Origin of the sequence: Microbulbifer sp. YPW1 (assembly GCF_013367775.1) — a bacterium.
Lineage (GTDB): Bacteria > Pseudomonadota > Gammaproteobacteria > Pseudomonadales > Cellvibrionaceae > Microbulbifer.
Genome location: NZ_CP055157.1, coordinates 1684110 through 1698424 on the forward strand (window position 1 = coordinate 1684110; position 14315 = coordinate 1698424).

Sequence of the window (14315 nt, forward strand, 5' to 3'; positions counted from 1 at the left end):
GCGCAGGCCGGATAAGTAGACGGATCTATTCGCCGCGCGCCGCCTCCAACTGTTCGGAAATTTCCAGCCACTCCATCTCCAGCTCGTCCAGGGCGTCTCGGGTTTCCCCCTGGGCCTTGGTCAGGCGCGCAATCTCATCCTGCTGACCGCCGCTGTACAGGCCCTCATCGGCGAGCTGGTTCTCCAGCGCGGCCAGCTCTTTCTCCGCCTTTGCCATTTTCTGTTCGATGCTTTTCAGCTTGTTGGTAAGCGGCTTCAGCTGCTCGCGCAGGGCCGCAGCGGCGCGGCGCTGGGCTTTTTTGTCCTCGACGGGGTTCTCCGCCCCGGTGTCACCGGTGTCCACGCCGCTATCCTGGCGACGTTTTTCGTCGCGCTTGAAGGACAGCAACCACTGCTTGTAATCGTCCAGGTCGCCGTCGTAGGGCTCGGCGCGGCCATCTGCGACCAGGATGAACTCGTCGGTGGTGTTGGCCAGCAGGTGACGATCGTGGGAGACCAGCAGCATGGCGCCGGGAAATTCCGCCAGCGCCAGGGTCAGCGCGTGGCGCATTTCCAGGTCCAGGTGGTTGGTGGGTTCGTCCAGCAGCAGCAGATTGGGCTTCTGCCACGCCAGCAGCGCCAGCGCCACCCGCGCCTTCTCACCGCCGGAAAAACCGCCCACCGGCTCGAAAACCCGGTCTCCGACAAAGCCGTAGCCGCCGAGAAAGTCCCGCAGTTGCTGTTCGCTGGCATCGGGAGACAGGCGCTGCACGTGCAGCATCGGTGAGGCCTTGGCATCCAGCGCCTCCAGCTGATGCTGGGCGAAGTAGCCGATTTTCAGGTGTTCGCCGCACTGGCGTACCCCGGACACCAGCGGCAGATCCCCCGCCAGAGTCTTGATCAGCGATGACTTGCCGGCGCCGTTGGGGCCCAGCAGGCCGATACGACGGCCGGGCTGGATACCCATTTCCACCTTGTGGAGGATGGTCTTGCCCGGGTAGCCGATCTCGGCCTCGCGCAGGTCGATCAGCGGATTGGACACCTTGTCGGCACACGGCAGGCGAAAGCGGAATGGTGAGTCCACATGGGCCGGGGCAATCTCCGCCATGCGGTCCAGGGCTTTCAGGCGGCTCTGGGCCTGCTTGGCTTTGGTGGCCTTGGCGCGGAAGCGGCGTACAAAGTCTTCCATATGTGCGCGCTGTGCCTGTTGTTTCTCATACTGGATCTGCTGCTGCGCCAGGCGCTCGGCGCGGGCGCGCTCGAATGCGGTGTAGTTGCCGCTGTACAGCACCAGCTCCTGCTGCTCGAAGCTGACGATGCCATCCACCACAGCATCGAGAAAATCGCGGTCGTGGGAGATGATCAGCAGGGTGCCGGGAAAGCGCTGTAGCCACTGTTCCAGCCACAGGGTTGCATCCAGGTCCAGGTGGTTGGTGGGTTCGTCCAGCAGCAACAGGTCCGCCGGGCACATCAGTGCCCGCGCGAGGTTCAGGCGAATACGCCAGCCACCGGAAAAGCTCTTTACCGGACGCTGCTGGTCTGCGTGGGAGAAGCCCAGGCCGTCGAGCAGCTGTGCCGCGCGCGCCGGGCCGCTGTAGCCATCGATGGCCGCCATGCGTTCGTGCAGCTCGGCAATACGCTTGCCGTCGCTGCCATCGGCCTCGGCTGCGTCCAGTTCGCGCTGCAGGTCGCGCAGGCGGTGATCGCCGTCCAGGGCGTACTCCAGCGCGCTCTGATCTGTGGCGGAGACCTCCTGGGCCATGTGCGCCACTTCCCAGCCCGCTGGTACCTCGATACTACCCGCGTCGCTGTCCTGCTGTTTCAGCAGAAGTTTGAACAGGGTCGACTTGCCGCAGCCGTTTGCGCCGATGACGCCCACCTTGTGACCCGGGAAAATACGACAGCTGGCGTTGTTGAGCAGATCTCGCCCGCCCACTTGCAGCGACACGCCTTGCAGATTAATCAATGGAAACCTCTTTGAATTCGCCCAAAATTGACTAGGCTAACGGCATAACAAATCGCCGGGATTCTATCGTGACAGAAACCGCACCTCCATCATCGCCGCCCTCCCCGCTGCAAAATCCACTTTGGCACTTCAGCCTGGAGTTCTACCAACAGCCCCATGTCGCCGAGTTCCTGCTGCAGTGTCAGGACACTCGCGGTGCGGATGTGTGTCTGCTGCTGTGGGCCAGCTATACCAGTGCCTGCGGCCGGCAGTTGAGTGAAGAGAGCTGGAGAGTGGCCGATCGCGGGCTGGCCCCGCGCAGGCGCATGATCCGCAGCGTGCGCAACCTGCGGCGCTGGCTGGGGCGGATGAACAAACAAAGTGGCGTTTACGAGTGGTGCAAACGCTGTGAGCTGCGCATGGAACAGCGGCAGCTGGCGGCGCTGTGGAAACTGCACGGCGAAACCTGGCCGGAGACCCGTTCACCGCTGGAGCTGGCCGGACAGCAATACGGCCTGTTACAAAAAGATCAGGCCCGCTGGGCGGGCCTGATCGATGCCTACAGTACCGGTGCCGATAGCACGCTGGACTCGGTGGTTTCTAGCGACGGCGCCGCCTCCTGATCCAGTGCACCGGTAACTGCTACCGGTGCAGGGAGCTGGATTAAACCACTCAGTGTTTGTGCTTGTGCTCTTCCGGACCGTAGTGCGGGTTTTCCTCGGTGGAAAACAGGCTGTTAGCGGGCGTGCTGGGGGTGATGGTCGGAGTCACCGGGGTTACCGCCGCCGGGCTGGATTCGGATACCAGTGGTTTCGGCTCGGAGGTTTTGCCCATGATGGGTTCCGCTGCGCTTGATTCCGCTGGCGCTACCGGCGCAGCCGGTTTTTCCTGAGCTGGCGCTGCCGGCTTGCTGCCGTTGGTCTTGGCCGGCTTGGCCGAGGCTTTGGGTGCTGCGGTTTTCTTGGGGCTGGCTTTTTTGGCCGCGGGCTTTTTCGCGGTGGTTTTCTTGCTGGCCGCCTTCTCCGCCGGTTTTGCCGCTGCAGAGCTGGCTTTGGCGCTGGCAGCTTTTTTCGCCGGGGCTTTCTTGGTTGTCGCTTTTTTTGCCGCTGCCTTTTTCGGTGCGGCTTTCTCGCTCGATGCTTTCTTGGCGGTTGCTTTCTTCGCCGCGGGCTTCTTCTCGCTGGCCTTTTTCTCGCTCGCTTTGGACTTGGCCGCTACGGCTTTCTTGGCAGTCGCCTTCTTCGCGCCGGCCTTTTTCTTTTTCGGCTTGGCTGCGGCTGCTACCTTCTTGGCTGCGGCTTCACCGGCTTTCTTGATGGTGTTGGCGGTCTTCTCGGCAAACTTGGCGGCGCTGGCTGCAGCCTTGGAATCGGCCAGTGCCTTTGCTGCGTCCTTAGCGACCTTCTCAACCTTGGCTACGGCAGCCTTGGCAGTGTCTACTTTTTTCTTGCCAGCGGTTTTGGCCGCTGGAGTTTTTGCCTTGGCGGCAGCGGTGCGCGCGGTAGCCAGCTTGGCCTTGGCTTTCTTTACCTGGGCCTGGGCTTTTTCCGCTTCCTTACTGGCTTTTTTCAGCGCTTTGTCGGTGTCGGCTGCTTCCTTGGCTCGCGCCTTGTCGAGTTGGGTGGTGATCTTGGCGATCTGTTTTTCCAGATCGGAAATGGATGCAACGGCTTTGCGTTTAGCGGCCATGAGTTGAAATCCTGCGTTTGAAACGGGTTGTGAGTATCGGTGAGCACTATACCCTGCGCCCTCTCCTGTTCGCAGTGTATAACCACCTTTCTGCGGGAGAAAAAAATCAGGGTTGAACGCTGATAATAGCGCTGTTATTTGGGAAGTGCATCCCCGCATCCCGCGCAAATCCATGCATTTATTTAGGGCGTTTTGCGATTGCACTCATCCCCGGGCGGATCTGCGGGCAGAACGATGGGCCGGGATGCCTGGCAGTACCAATCGCGCAGTGCCGGAAATACCGTATCGCCCGCGGGTCTGAAAATATTACCGGGAAATGAAACCACCGGCAGTAAATGCAGTCTTAGCGGACGATGTGCAGCCCTAACCTGCATGGGGTAGACTTGCCTGTCGCTGGCCGGACCTGCTGTACTGTGACCTGCCGCACATAGTGCGCCGGGGGTTCGGGTGTACAACAGCAGAGGAGGGTGGGACCCTGCTCAAACCTAATAATGCTACACGGAAATAAAGAGACGATTCTCATGAACAAAACTTCTTTGGCTGCTGCGATTGCACTGGGTGTTGCACTGGCTGGCTGTAACAAACAGGAGTCCGCCGACTCCGCCGATATCAAGCTCGAGTCCCAAGAGCAGAAAGTCAGCTATATCATTGCCGAAGATATGGCCAATCGCCTCAAGAGCCAGGACGTTGCCCTGGATCCGAAAATTGTCGCCATGGCCCTGAACGATGTGGCCAGCGGCCGTGAATCCCGCCTGAGTGAAGAAGAGAAGAAGTCCGTCATTCAGGTATTCCAGGAAAACATGCAGGCCAAGCAGAAAGAGCTGATGGCCAAGCAGGAAGCCGACTTTAAAGCCTCCGCTGACAAGAACCTGGAAGAAGGTAAAAAGTTCCTGGAAGAGAACGCCAAGAAAGAAGGCGTACAGACCACTGACTCCGGCCTTCAGTACAAAGTGATCACAGAAGGCTCTGGTGCTAGCCCCAGCGAAACCAGCGTTGTTGAAGTGGATTACAAGGGCACCCTGATCGACGGTACCGAGTTCGACAGCTCTTACAAAAACGGCAAGCCGGTTCAGTTCCCGGTGAACGGCGTGATCAAGGGCTGGACCGAAGCCCTGCAGCTGATGAAAGAAGGCGCTAAGTGGGAACTGTATATCCCGTCTGACCTGGCCTACGGCCCGGGCGGTGCGGGCGGCCTGATTGGCCCCAATTCCACCCTGATTTTCGAAGTGGAACTGCACAAGGCCGACATCAGCAATGATGAGGGCGCGGCGGAAGAAGAAGCGGTAGAAGAAGATTCCGCGCAGTAACAGCGTTCAGCGCGACCGCTGAGGTCGAGTGCTAAATAAAAAAGGGGCCCCGCGGCCCCTTTGTTATTGCCTGCCTGAAATTAAACTCAGGCCAGCTGATTCTTGTGCGCTGTGTGCAGGGTATCGATCATGCGATCCTCGGCGGCAAAGCGGGTTTCCAGTGCAACGCCGAGTTCGGAAAGGTCCTTGGACAGGGATTCCAGATCGTCGGTCTCCTGGTATTTGTCGTTGAAGTCCACGGCAATATCGGTGGTCGCGTCGATTTCCCGATACAGGGATTTTGCCTGCTGCAGACCCTCGGCGTCGCCAAATGCCTGACCCTCTTGGATAAGCTGGTCGTAAATTTCGAAGTGCCCGGCAGATATATAATCCACCAGCTGCTGACACAGGGTGCGTACACCGGCTTCGGCTTCCTTGTCGCCGTCGGCGATTTCTTTCTTTTCCGACAGGTGGCAGAAGCTGACCAGCAGCAACTGTCGCGAGTGCAGCCAGCGGTCGATGATCTGGCTCACGCCGCCCCAGCGCTCCTGCGCATTTTTACAGTTCTCCAACATCTCCAAGATTCCTTTTTTGACTTCTACAACTGCGTCTTAGGAATGTAGAAGCTTCTGCCGCCGTGGGCAAGGACGACGCCGCATTAAACGCCAGAAAGAGACATCTGTCGGCAGCACCGTGAAAGAATGGTAATAATCGGTCAGAAAGTTGCGACCATCGGCAGCACCAGCGCGGTCAGGGCGCCGCACAGGCCCATGGCCAGCGCGGAGAAGGCACCGCACAGGGCGCTGATTTCCAGCGCGCGCGCAGTGCCGATTGCGTGGGCATTGATACCGAGACTGAATCCCAAAACGCGCTCATCGGTCACGCTCAGGCGGCGCAAAATACTGGGGCCGAATACGGCACCGATAACCCCGGTAAACGCGACCACACCGGCGGCCAGGCTCTGGATGCCGTGCAGCTCCTGCGCCAGGGCCAGCGCCACCGGGGTGGTGACTGATTTGGTGGTGAGCGCAATCAGTACCATGCGACTGCCTCCCAACAGGACGGCGATCAGCACGGCGACCAGCGGTGCCAGAATCGCGCCCACCAGCAGTCCCAGCATCAGCGGCCAGCCCGCCCGGCGCACCATCGCCAGATTCTGTTTGAGGGGAATGGCCAGGGCCACAATGGCCGGTCCCAGCAGCAGGTACAGCAGCCCGCTGCCGCGCTGATAACCCTCAAAGTTCACGCCCATCAGCCACAGGGTGACGAATACCAACAGGCTGGCGCCAATCACCGGGTGCAGCAGAGGGCTCCCGCTGCGGCGATAGAGTTGCAGTCCGACCCAGAAGGCGACGGCGTTCAGCGGAAGGATGACCAGCGGATGGGCGGCGGAGAGAGGTTCGAAAATATCACCTGCCACTTGCTGGGCCTGAGTCAGCCAGCGCTGCCACTCATTCCACATGCGCATTTCCTGCGCGCTGCAGCAGTCGCTGCAGCAGCAGTGCGGTGAGGGTAAAGCTGATGAGCGTGCCCACCAGCATGGCGATGGCGAGGGTTAGCCAGTCGCGGATGGCGAGCTCCTGCAGGAAATAGATCCCCACGGTGGCGGGGAGCAGGATTAGCACCAGCATGCGCAGAATCAGAACCGCAACTTCTGCAAGGCCGCGCGGTATGCGGCCATAGATCACCAGTGCCAGCAACAGCAGCAGCATTCCCACAACCGGCCCGGGCACCGGCAGGGAGAAGGCGGTGCTGAGGCTGCGGCCGGCGAGATCAAAGCCCAGCAGCAGCCCTGCCCCCATCAGCCAGCGCGGGAATGCTTTTAGTAGCGCCATGGCTCAGTGTTTGCGGAATGCCTGCCAGGCGCCAAACAGGATCAGGCCAATGAAGCCCACCGCGGCCCAGCCGGCAATGGAGAGGCCGAGCAGGGTCCACTGCACTTCGGCACAATTGCCGTCGCCGGTGAGCAGGGTTTTGATCACCTCAGCCATGGGGAATACGTCGATCATGTAGCTGATACCGGGGCCGCAGGCGGGCACCTGGTCTTCCGGCAGGCTCTGCAGCCACAGCTGGCGGCCAGAGAAATACAGGCCGCCGATAGCCCACAGGGAGACCAGCAGGCCGTAGATGCGCCGCCCGATCTGGTTCACTCCATTGGGGTTGTGCAGGAAGGCGATCAGGGAGGTGAGGCCGACGCCGAGAAACATGACCCGCTGGGTGATACACAGTGGGCAGGGTTCGAGGCCCTGGACGTATTCCAGATAAAACGCGACACCGAGTACAAAGACAACGGCGAGGAACATAAGCAGAAAGGTGTAGCGAGGGCTTGGCAGGGTCATGTGATTATTTTCCGGGGTATTTCTTTTTAATTCGTTACTGGCGGAATGTTTGTTGTCGGAACAGTTCGGCCTGTTGCGACAAGTCGGTAAACACCCGTTGAAAGTCCTGCTCCAGCGCTTCGTTATCGGCCAGCAGCAGCGGCAGGATATCTGCCAGTGGCTGCGGGCGCCGCAGGCGCATGCCGACCCGTTCCAGTGTGCGCTGGATGACATCTACCTCGCGGTAGCCGGGCAGCAGTTTAAATTGCTCGGCGCGCTGAATAAATGCCTGTGCGTTGTCGGGTATCCATTGGCGGCGCCTGTGGAAGTTTGACCAGCAGTTCCGGGTGAAGGTTTCCAGGGATTGCGGATGCCAGTTCTGCCATTGTTTGGCGAGCAGGTGGTCGAACCAGATATCCAGGGCGATGCCGCCGAGTCGCCGCCACTGGGGGCCGAGACGGTGGAGTGCTTCGAGATAGGCGGGATGGCGGTCGCTCAACAGGTCGATGCGCCGGTGCAGGCGCATACCGTCTTCAATGGCCTGGGGGCGCTCGCCCTTGAGCGGGCCTTTGACGAAATCGCCCAGTAACCCGCCCAGTTGCCAGTCCGGGTCCGGACCGGAGAGAAGCAGGTGGGCGAGGTAGTTCATGGCGGCACTCTTAGAATAAGTACTGTGGCGGTACCGCAACCGGGTGCTGGTGCGTGAGACACGCCGTAAACCCATCCCCGGGGGCTCTGCAAAAACATCCTGTTTTTGAAGGTCTCACGCACCAGCACCCGGCAGCGGCACCTTCGATTCCGGTTATAAACCTTTCTGACAGAAGGTGTACTGGGCGTAATACTGCCCGAGAAAATCCTCGAACGTACCCGTGTCTGCGGCTTCAACCGCGGCTTGCTGCTGCAGGGATTCCTCGGCCAGGCGCTGGTATTCCGCCTGTTCTGCCTCACTCAGCGGGCGCTCGAGGAAGTACTGGCGGTGTTGCTCGGCCTTGGCCTGGGCCCACTGGAAGAAGGTCTGCTTGTGCTCGTGCATTTCCGCGAGCATCTGCGCCGCCGGGGTCGGGACCTTGCCATCGATCTTGTCGCGCTGGGCGGATACGGCGCGCTGGTAGTCGTGACTCTCCCAGGCGCTGTCGAGCAGCTCTGCCATGGGGCTGATTTCGTCGAGCAGCTCCGAGGCCCAGTCGGTGAGCTTGCGCTCGCTGCCGTTGTGCACCAGCTGGATTTCCGGGTCGCGCCCCTGATAGACGATGCGCGACTGGTTTTCCTGGATTGCGCGGTAGTCGGCGTCATCCGCCTGCGGGCTGTCGCTGAGCAGGCAGTGCAGCAGGAAGGCGTCGATAAAGCGCATCTGCGGGGCTTCGACGCCGAGGGGTACGAAGGGATTGAGGTCCAGACAGCGCACCTCGATATATTCGACACCGCGGGCGTCGAGTGCGGAGAGCGCGGTCTCCCCCATGCCCGCCGGGTTCTTCGGGCGGATCGGGGAGTAGAACTCGTTTTCGATCTGCAGTAGGCCGGTGGAGAGCTGCTGGTACTCGCCGTTGGCATCTTTCACGCCCTGCTCATGGTAGGGCGGATAGGGTCGGCTGATGGCCGCGCACAGGGTGGTCAGATAGCTGGGCAGGTCGTTGTAGCAGACGATCAGGGATTTCTGTGCGTCGCTGGTATAGCCCAGGTCGCCCATGCGCAGGGAGGTGGCCTGGGGCGCATACAGGCTGCGTCCGTCGCCGTCGAATGATTGCAGCTTGTGCTCGCGATCCTGCACGAAGGTGCCGCACACCGCGGGAGCGGCGCCGAACAGGTAGATCAGCAGCCAGTAGTGGCGACGGAAGTTGCGGATCAGGTCGAAGTAGCGGCGGGTTTTGAAATCCTGCAGCGATTCGTCACTGCCTTCTTTCGCTTGTAGCCACTGCCAGAAACTGTCTGGCAGGGAGAAATTGTAGTGGATACCGGCAATGGTCTGCATGGCGCGGCCGTAGCGCAGGCCGAGACCGAGCCGGTAAATGGTTTTCATGGTGCCGCTGTGGGAGCTGCCATAGCGGGCAACGGGAATGTCTTCATCGCGACCGATGCGGCCGGGCATGCTGTTGACCCACAGGCGTTCGTCGCCGATCTGGCTGTAGGTATAGCGGTGGATCTGGTCGAGCTTTTCCAGCGCCTGTTCCGGGGTGGCTACCGGCGGCGTGATGAACTCCAGCAGGGCTTCGGCAAAGTCGGTGGTGATGCACTCGTGGGTGAGTGCGGAACCGAGGCCGCGGGGGTGCTCGGTGTGCGCCAATTCGCCCTCGGGGGAAACCCGCAAGCTTTCTTTCTCGATGCCGCGGCGAATGCCCTTTAACAGAGCTAAAGCTTCCGGCTGGGCCAGTTCGGCCAGGTTGAACGTGGTCACTGGGATCTCCTGTGGGCAGCCGGTCGGCTAACGGGCCGGGTTGCCGCAAACCGGATGGTTTACGCATCCGGCCTAAATGGGGGCGCGGCACAGCAACTCAAGGGGGCTGGGGGGAATCCCCGATTTGCCCGGCACATTTGAATCAACAGGCGCGCGATGGTGGCCGCTCAGGCCGGGCCGGATACGGATTCCGGGGGTTGGTTGGGCTCCACTTCCGGGGTAGTACCGGGGAACTGATCCGGATTCACTTCCGGCTGGGGTTGTGGCTCCACTTCCGGTACCGGCTGCGGGTCCGCTTCCGGGTTGTACTCCGGCGGTGTTTCGCTCGGATCCGGTTGCGGCAGCTCTTCCGGATCTCCCGCGGCGATCCCCTCTTCAGTGGCGAGCAGCGGCTCGTCGCTCAGGGCCTCGGCGGGAATCTGGGGGTGCTTTTTCGTGTCCAGCGCACACTCGAGCAGCTCGATGCGCAGGGTGACATCGCGAGTGTTGGCCTCGAACATCTGATTGATGGCGACATCTTTGTGTTCGGTGCGGAACAGCTTGGTGCTCTCGCGGCCATCGATCCACTCGTTGCTCTTGCTTAAAAACTGCTGGTGCTGGTTGGTCAGCACATAGACGTGACTCATGCGTGGGGACATCTTTGCTCAGACATGGGGGCAGTTTAGCGGCGGTAGGGGGGAGGCTCAAGGATCGGGAGGCGAAGTGATTATTTGCCGTCCGGTTCCACCGAAATGCGGGTCGAAGGTGGCGATGGCCAGTGCAGACTTGTGAGACCTTCTAAAACAGGGATGTTTTAGAAGAGCCCCCAGGGATGGGTTCACGGCGTGTCTCACAAGTCTGCACTGGCTGGCGCCACCGCCAGCGGGATTTCAATCCACCGCTAGAGGGTTTTCAGCGGGTAGTGCGCCGGATACGGCAAGCGTGCGGCGCCGCTGTCCACCGCGGCGCGCGCAACGGCTGCGGCCACTTCCGGCAACAGGCGCGGGTCGGTGGGCTTGGGCAGGATGTAATCGGAACCGAAGCTCAGTTCCACACCGCCGTAACCTGCGCGCACTGCTTCCGGCACCTCCTCGCGTGCGATCTTGCGGATCGCCTCGATGGCGGCCAGTTTCATATCCTCGTTAATACGCGTGGCGCGCACGTCCAGTGCACCGCGGAAGATGAACGGGAAGCACAGTACGTTGTTCACCTGGTTCGGGTAGTCCGAGCGGCCGGTGGCCATGATCAGGTCGTCGCGGGTGGCGTGGGCCAGTTCCGGGGCGATTTCCGGGTTGGGGTTGGAACAGGCGAATACCACCGGATTGGGGGCCATATGTGCCAATTGTTCCGCGCTCAGCAGATCCGGGCCGGATACGCCGAGGAATACATCGGCGCCTTCGATGGCGTCGTCCAGGGTCCGCATTTCGGTATCCCGTGCCCACTCGCCCTTGTAGGCGTTGATGTCGCTGCGACCGGAGTGGATAACACCGCGGCTGTCGAGCATGGTGATCTGTTCTTTCTTGGCGCCGGCGGCCAGCAGTAGCTTGCAGCAGGCAGTGGCGGCCGCACCCGCGCCGAGGCACACGATGCGCACGTCTCCGATCGTTTTACCCTGGATCTCCAGCGCGTTGAGCATGCCGGCCACGGTGACGATGGCGGTGCCGTGCTGGTCGTCGTGGAACACCGGTACCGAGCAGCGCTCGATCAGGGTCTCCTCGATGTGGAAACACTCCGGCGCCTTGATGTCTTCCAGGTTGATACCGCCAAAGGTGTTGGCGATGGCCGCGACCGTCTCGATAAAACGCTCGGGACTGGGGCAGTCCACTTCAATATCCACCGAGTTGATGTCGGCAAAACGTTTGAACAGCAGCGATTTACCTTCCATTACCGGCTTGGAGGCCAGCGGCCCCAGGTTGCCGAGACCGAGGATGGCGCTGCCATTGGAGATTACCGCTACCAGGTTGCCCTTGCCGGTATACAGGTAGGCGGCTTCGGGGTCTTTGGCGATTTCGCGCACCGGCTCTGCCACGCCCGGACTGTAGGCCAGGGACAGGTCTTCCTGGGTTTGTGCAGGGGTTGTGAGCTCCACCGAAAGTTTGCCCGGTGTCGGCATGGCATGATAATCGAGCGCTGCCTGGCGCAAGGAGTCGGTCATCAGGATGTCATCTCTATAGGTTTGGAATGCGGCCGGCACTGGTTGGGCGGGCGGCAATTTACAGCGGATTTTTGATTTTATTGTGGGGGCAGGAGGACGCCCCTATCCGAGGCGCGAAGGATAACCGAGACGACTGGATATCCACAAGCTCAAAAACTGAACGCCATAGTTAATTTCTACTAATTTCGATAGTAAATTCAGAATCGGACGCAATAAACCATCTTTTATTCTCCCTATTCCGGGATGAATATCTCTTGCCTCGGTCCACCAGCCAGCCTTTCACCACTATTTGACGCCCTTGCCAATTGCGCCCGTTTCGGTGGCCATAATCCCGTTTCGGATCCAGGCGCACCGCTACCGGGCCGTCCAGTTCCAGCCACAGGAAGCGGTTGCGATCGGTTTTCTCGACCCTGCCGGTGAGCAGCACAAAGCCGCCATCTCCCGGTCGCACCTGGGAGGCTTCGAGCACCGGCCATACTCCCGGGGCCCAGACGCCGCGCTGGTACTCCCGGGCGCGCTCCTCGCGGCTGGCAAGGCACTCGGCGAGACTGAGATTGGGCGCGACCGCGATGTGGAAGGCGAGGCCGGCGGAGAGCAGCGCGGACTCGAGGCTGTCGCCGCGATGGTTGTAGACATGGGCGAGCAGGCGGCCGTGGTTGTCGTAGCGGTCCTTGTCGTAAACCAGTTCCAGGTCGCCCCCGGCCAGGAAGCGCTCGGTAAACTCCTTCGCCTCCTGCGCCAGTGGCTGTGCGCGGCGCCGGCCGTGGGCCAGCTCCGGTGTGTTGACGCCGATAAGACGCACCCGGCGGCCGTCTTTGAGACGCAGGGTGTCGCCGTCCACCACCTTCTTGAGCGCGACCACCTCGTCCGCCTCGCCCAGTACGCAGTCGGCGAACACCTGCGCGGGCAGCAGCGCGCTGATAAACAGAAACAGGCAGGCACAAAAAAAGACGCCGAGGGAGGCCCTGGGCGTCTTTTTCTTCGCTGCCGGAATCACACAAGCCATTCCGGTGCGCGGCTCGGCGGCACTTACTTGGAAATGCGGCTGCCGAAGCGCTTCTTGAAGCGGTCTACGCGGCCGCCGGTGCTCGCTTCGCGCTGCTTGCCGGTGTAGAACGGGTGGCAGTTTGCGCAAACGTCCAGCTGGATGTCCTTGCCCAGAGTGGAACCCATTTTGTAGGAGTTGCCACAGGAGCAGGTCGCGGTGATTTCGCTGTAATTCGGGTGGATATCGGTTTTCATGATGGCCTCTTTTCGACACCGCCACCCAGTCTTTCGCTGAGCACGGAATCGTCTTTGGTGCAGGGGTCTTCACCCCGGGCTGTTTAAAAAGTCGGCGCATACTATCAGATTAGCCCGGCGATTCAAGCGCAAATGCGGCTGCGGGGCCGTCGCGGCGCGAGACCCCGCCAGCCGGGGCTCAGCCACCGGTGCCGCTGGTGTCGATCAACGCCTGCAGAGCGGCCATATGCCCGTTCAGGGCAGTGCGACCGGCAGGTGTCAGCTGATACCACGTGGTCGGCTTGCGCTCCACAAAATCCTTGCGTGCTGCAATATAGCCGCGCTCTTCCAGTTTGCGTAATTGCGCCCCCAGATTGCCGTCGGTAGCCTGCAGCTGGGACTTGAGACGGGCGAAGGTGATTTCGCCGTGCTTGGCCAGCAGTACACAGGTGCCCAGGCGGAGGCGGTGCTCCAGCAGCGGGTCCAGTGCGCTCAGCGCCTTCATTCTTTTGCCCCGGTATCCTGTGCCCTGAGTGCCGCGCGACGGCTAAACCCTGCCCAGCACAGCGCCAGCCCCACGGTGATGCCGGTGATGGTCCAGGAATAAGGTGGCAGCAACACCACCATTACCCCGTAGGCCAGCAGCATCACAATGCCACACCACAGCAGCGGCCGTTCCAGGTGTACACCGGCCAGGCCGTAGGCGATACCGGTGATCAGCAGAAAATTTGCCCCGCCCATCTCCGGTGATACGCGCCCCAGCATCAGCGGCAGAAAGCACAACAGAAAGGCGGCACCGGCCAGCGACCAGTGCAGGCCGTAGCGCAGGCCCAGACGGCAGTCGTTGATACCCTGCCGCCGGCTCTCGCGCGCGCCCAGGTACCAGCTGAACAGGCCGCCGCCGATCCCCGCCACCAGCCAGTAAATCCCCGCCAGCCGGGGTGCGAAATCCGGCAGGCTGAAGCCCACCGCAATCAGCAGGGCCCACAGAAAATACAGTGCCGGAATACCGCCGGCGGTAGCGTCTGCGCGCACCGCGCTGCTGATATAGTCCAGGTCACTCTGTAATTTGTTCACGTCCGTCATGTTCACCTCCCTTGTGGATATATTTTGGCGGGACGGCTGTGGATAAGTCCCGTATGCGGATCGGCCCCGCCCTGCCTGCGAAATCTGATCAGGGGCGTGTCGGTGCCGCTAGAGAACTCTAATATTTAGAGTTGATCTGTAGAGTACTTTAAATTTTAGAGTTGGCAACTGGAAGCGACGCCAAACGAGGTATTTAGGTGGTATTGCGCGCCAGTTTTTCGCCTTTAGCCGCTTCCGGTGGGAGCGCGAGCGCGAAATGGCGCGT

The 14315-nt window shown here is 61.1% G+C and carries 16 protein-coding genes; 2 read left to right on the forward strand and 14 right to left on the reverse strand.

Features of this window, described 5'->3' with window-relative positions:
* Positions 1-25 precede the first annotated feature (25 nt).
* The gene (locus HUW35_RS07155) at positions 26-1945 is read right to left on the reverse strand and encodes an ATP-binding cassette domain-containing protein (RefSeq protein ID WP_181254903.1); all 1920 of its coding nucleotides are present in this window, start codon (positions 1943-1945) and stop codon (positions 26-28) included.
* Between the two features lie 68 nt (positions 1946-2013).
* Between HUW35_RS07155 and HUW35_RS07160 the strand changes: the two genes are divergently transcribed.
* Entirely contained in the window at positions 2014-2547 is a 534-nt protein-coding gene (locus HUW35_RS07160) for a TIGR02444 family protein (protein WP_255463537.1), read from the forward strand.
* A 49-nt stretch (positions 2548-2596) separates the two neighbouring features.
* Here the strand turns inward: HUW35_RS07160 and HUW35_RS07165 are convergent, their stop codons facing one another.
* A complete protein-coding gene (locus HUW35_RS07165; protein ID WP_181254904.1) occupies positions 2597-3613 on the reverse strand; it encodes a histidine kinase in 1017 nt (338 codons plus the stop codon).
* A 521-nt stretch (positions 3614-4134) separates the two neighbouring features.
* On the opposite strand from HUW35_RS07165, the gene HUW35_RS07170 reads away from it, so the two are divergent.
* Entirely contained in the window at positions 4135-4920 is a 786-nt protein-coding gene (locus HUW35_RS07170; RefSeq protein ID WP_181254905.1) for an FKBP-type peptidyl-prolyl cis-trans isomerase, read from the forward strand.
* A gap of 86 nt (positions 4921-5006) precedes the next feature.
* On the opposite strand, the gene rsd is transcribed toward HUW35_RS07170, so the two are convergent.
* The 12 genes from rsd to HUW35_RS07230 form a co-directional block, all read right to left on the reverse strand.
* On the reverse strand, positions 5007-5474 hold the full coding sequence (rsd, locus tag HUW35_RS07175) for a sigma D regulator (protein ID WP_181254906.1): 468 nt from the start codon (positions 5472-5474) through the stop codon (positions 5007-5009).
* A gap of 140 nt (positions 5475-5614) precedes the next feature.
* Complete coding sequence (locus HUW35_RS07180) at positions 5615-6361, reverse strand: LrgB family protein (protein ID WP_255463538.1); 747 nt, start codon at positions 6359-6361, stop codon at positions 5615-5617.
* Complete coding sequence (locus tag HUW35_RS07185) at positions 6351-6734, reverse strand: CidA/LrgA family protein (RefSeq protein WP_181254908.1); 384 nt, start codon at positions 6732-6734, stop codon at positions 6351-6353. The genes HUW35_RS07180 and HUW35_RS07185 overlap by 11 nt, the downstream gene beginning before the upstream one ends.
* Positions 6735-6737: 3 nt before the next feature.
* Positions 6738-7238, reverse strand: coding sequence for a disulfide bond formation protein B (locus HUW35_RS07190; RefSeq protein WP_181254909.1), 501 nt, complete (start codon positions 7236-7238; stop codon positions 6738-6740).
* Positions 7239-7272: 34 nt separating this feature from the next.
* Positions 7273-7866: an ACP phosphodiesterase gene (locus HUW35_RS07195; RefSeq protein ID WP_181254910.1), complete on the reverse strand. Its 594-nt coding sequence runs from the start codon at positions 7864-7866 to the stop codon at positions 7273-7275.
* A 153-nt stretch (positions 7867-8019) separates the two neighbouring features.
* The gene (gene gshA / locus HUW35_RS07200) at positions 8020-9609 is read right to left on the reverse strand and encodes a glutamate--cysteine ligase (protein WP_181254911.1); all 1590 of its coding nucleotides are present in this window, start codon (positions 9607-9609) and stop codon (positions 8020-8022) included.
* A gap of 167 nt (positions 9610-9776) precedes the next feature.
* Complete coding sequence (locus HUW35_RS07205; RefSeq protein ID WP_181254912.1) at positions 9777-10235, reverse strand: hypothetical protein; 459 nt, start codon at positions 10233-10235, stop codon at positions 9777-9779.
* A gap of 254 nt (positions 10236-10489) precedes the next feature.
* Positions 10490-11743, reverse strand: coding sequence for a malic enzyme-like NAD(P)-binding protein (locus HUW35_RS07210; RefSeq protein ID WP_181254913.1), 1254 nt, complete (start codon positions 11741-11743; stop codon positions 10490-10492).
* 169 nt (positions 11744-11912) lie between these two features.
* The gene (locus HUW35_RS07215; RefSeq protein ID WP_181254914.1) at positions 11913-12740 is read right to left on the reverse strand and encodes a thermonuclease family protein; all 828 of its coding nucleotides are present in this window, start codon (positions 12738-12740) and stop codon (positions 11913-11915) included.
* Between the two features lie 32 nt (positions 12741-12772).
* Complete coding sequence (gene rpmE / locus HUW35_RS07220) at positions 12773-12985, reverse strand: 50S ribosomal protein L31 (protein ID WP_078082942.1); 213 nt, start codon at positions 12983-12985, stop codon at positions 12773-12775.
* A 178-nt stretch (positions 12986-13163) separates the two neighbouring features.
* Entirely contained in the window at positions 13164-13469 is a 306-nt protein-coding gene (locus HUW35_RS07225; RefSeq protein WP_181254915.1) for a transcriptional regulator, read from the reverse strand.
* Complete coding sequence (locus tag HUW35_RS07230) at positions 13466-14050, reverse strand: hypothetical protein (protein WP_181254916.1); 585 nt, start codon at positions 14048-14050, stop codon at positions 13466-13468. The genes HUW35_RS07225 and HUW35_RS07230 overlap by 4 nt, the downstream gene beginning before the upstream one ends.
* Positions 14051-14315 lie beyond the last annotated feature (265 nt).

Bases quoted from the DNA above. Each gene is read 5' to 3' on its own strand.
- HUW35_RS07180 (WP_255463538.1), bottom strand. From the start codon at position 6,361: ATGTGGAATGAGTGGCAGCGCTGGCTGACTCAGGCCCAGCAAGTGGCA.
- HUW35_RS07210 (WP_181254913.1), bottom strand. From the start codon at position 11,743: ATGACCGACTCCTTGCGCCAGGCAGCGCTCGATTATCATGCCATGCCG.
- HUW35_RS07205 (WP_181254912.1), bottom strand. From the start codon at position 10,235: ATGAGTCACGTCTATGTGCTGACCAACCAGCACCAGCAGTTTTTAAGC.
- HUW35_RS07195 (WP_181254910.1), bottom strand. From the start codon at position 7,866: ATGAACTACCTCGCCCACCTGCTTCTCTCCGGTCCGGACCCGGACTGG.
- HUW35_RS07225 (WP_181254915.1), bottom strand. From the start codon at position 13,469: ATGAAGGCGCTGAGCGCACTGGACCCGCTGCTGGAGCACCGCCTCCGC.
- rsd (WP_181254906.1), bottom strand. From the start codon at position 5,474: ATGTTGGAGAACTGTAAAAATGCGCAGGAGCGCTGGGGCGGCGTGAGC.
- HUW35_RS07230 (WP_181254916.1), bottom strand. From the start codon at position 14,050: ATGACGGACGTGAACAAATTACAGAGTGACCTGGACTATATCAGCAGC.
- HUW35_RS07185 (WP_181254908.1), bottom strand. From the start codon at position 6,734: ATGGCGCTACTAAAAGCATTCCCGCGCTGGCTGATGGGGGCAGGGCTG.
- HUW35_RS07170 (WP_181254905.1), top strand. From the start codon at position 4,135: ATGAACAAAACTTCTTTGGCTGCTGCGATTGCACTGGGTGTTGCACTG.
- HUW35_RS07165 (WP_181254904.1), bottom strand. From the start codon at position 3,613: ATGGCCGCTAAACGCAAAGCCGTTGCATCCATTTCCGATCTGGAAAAA.
- HUW35_RS07190 (WP_181254909.1), bottom strand. From the start codon at position 7,238: ATGACCCTGCCAAGCCCTCGCTACACCTTTCTGCTTATGTTCCTCGCC.
- rpmE (WP_078082942.1), bottom strand. From the start codon at position 12,985: ATGAAAACCGATATCCACCCGAATTACAGCGAAATCACCGCGACCTGC.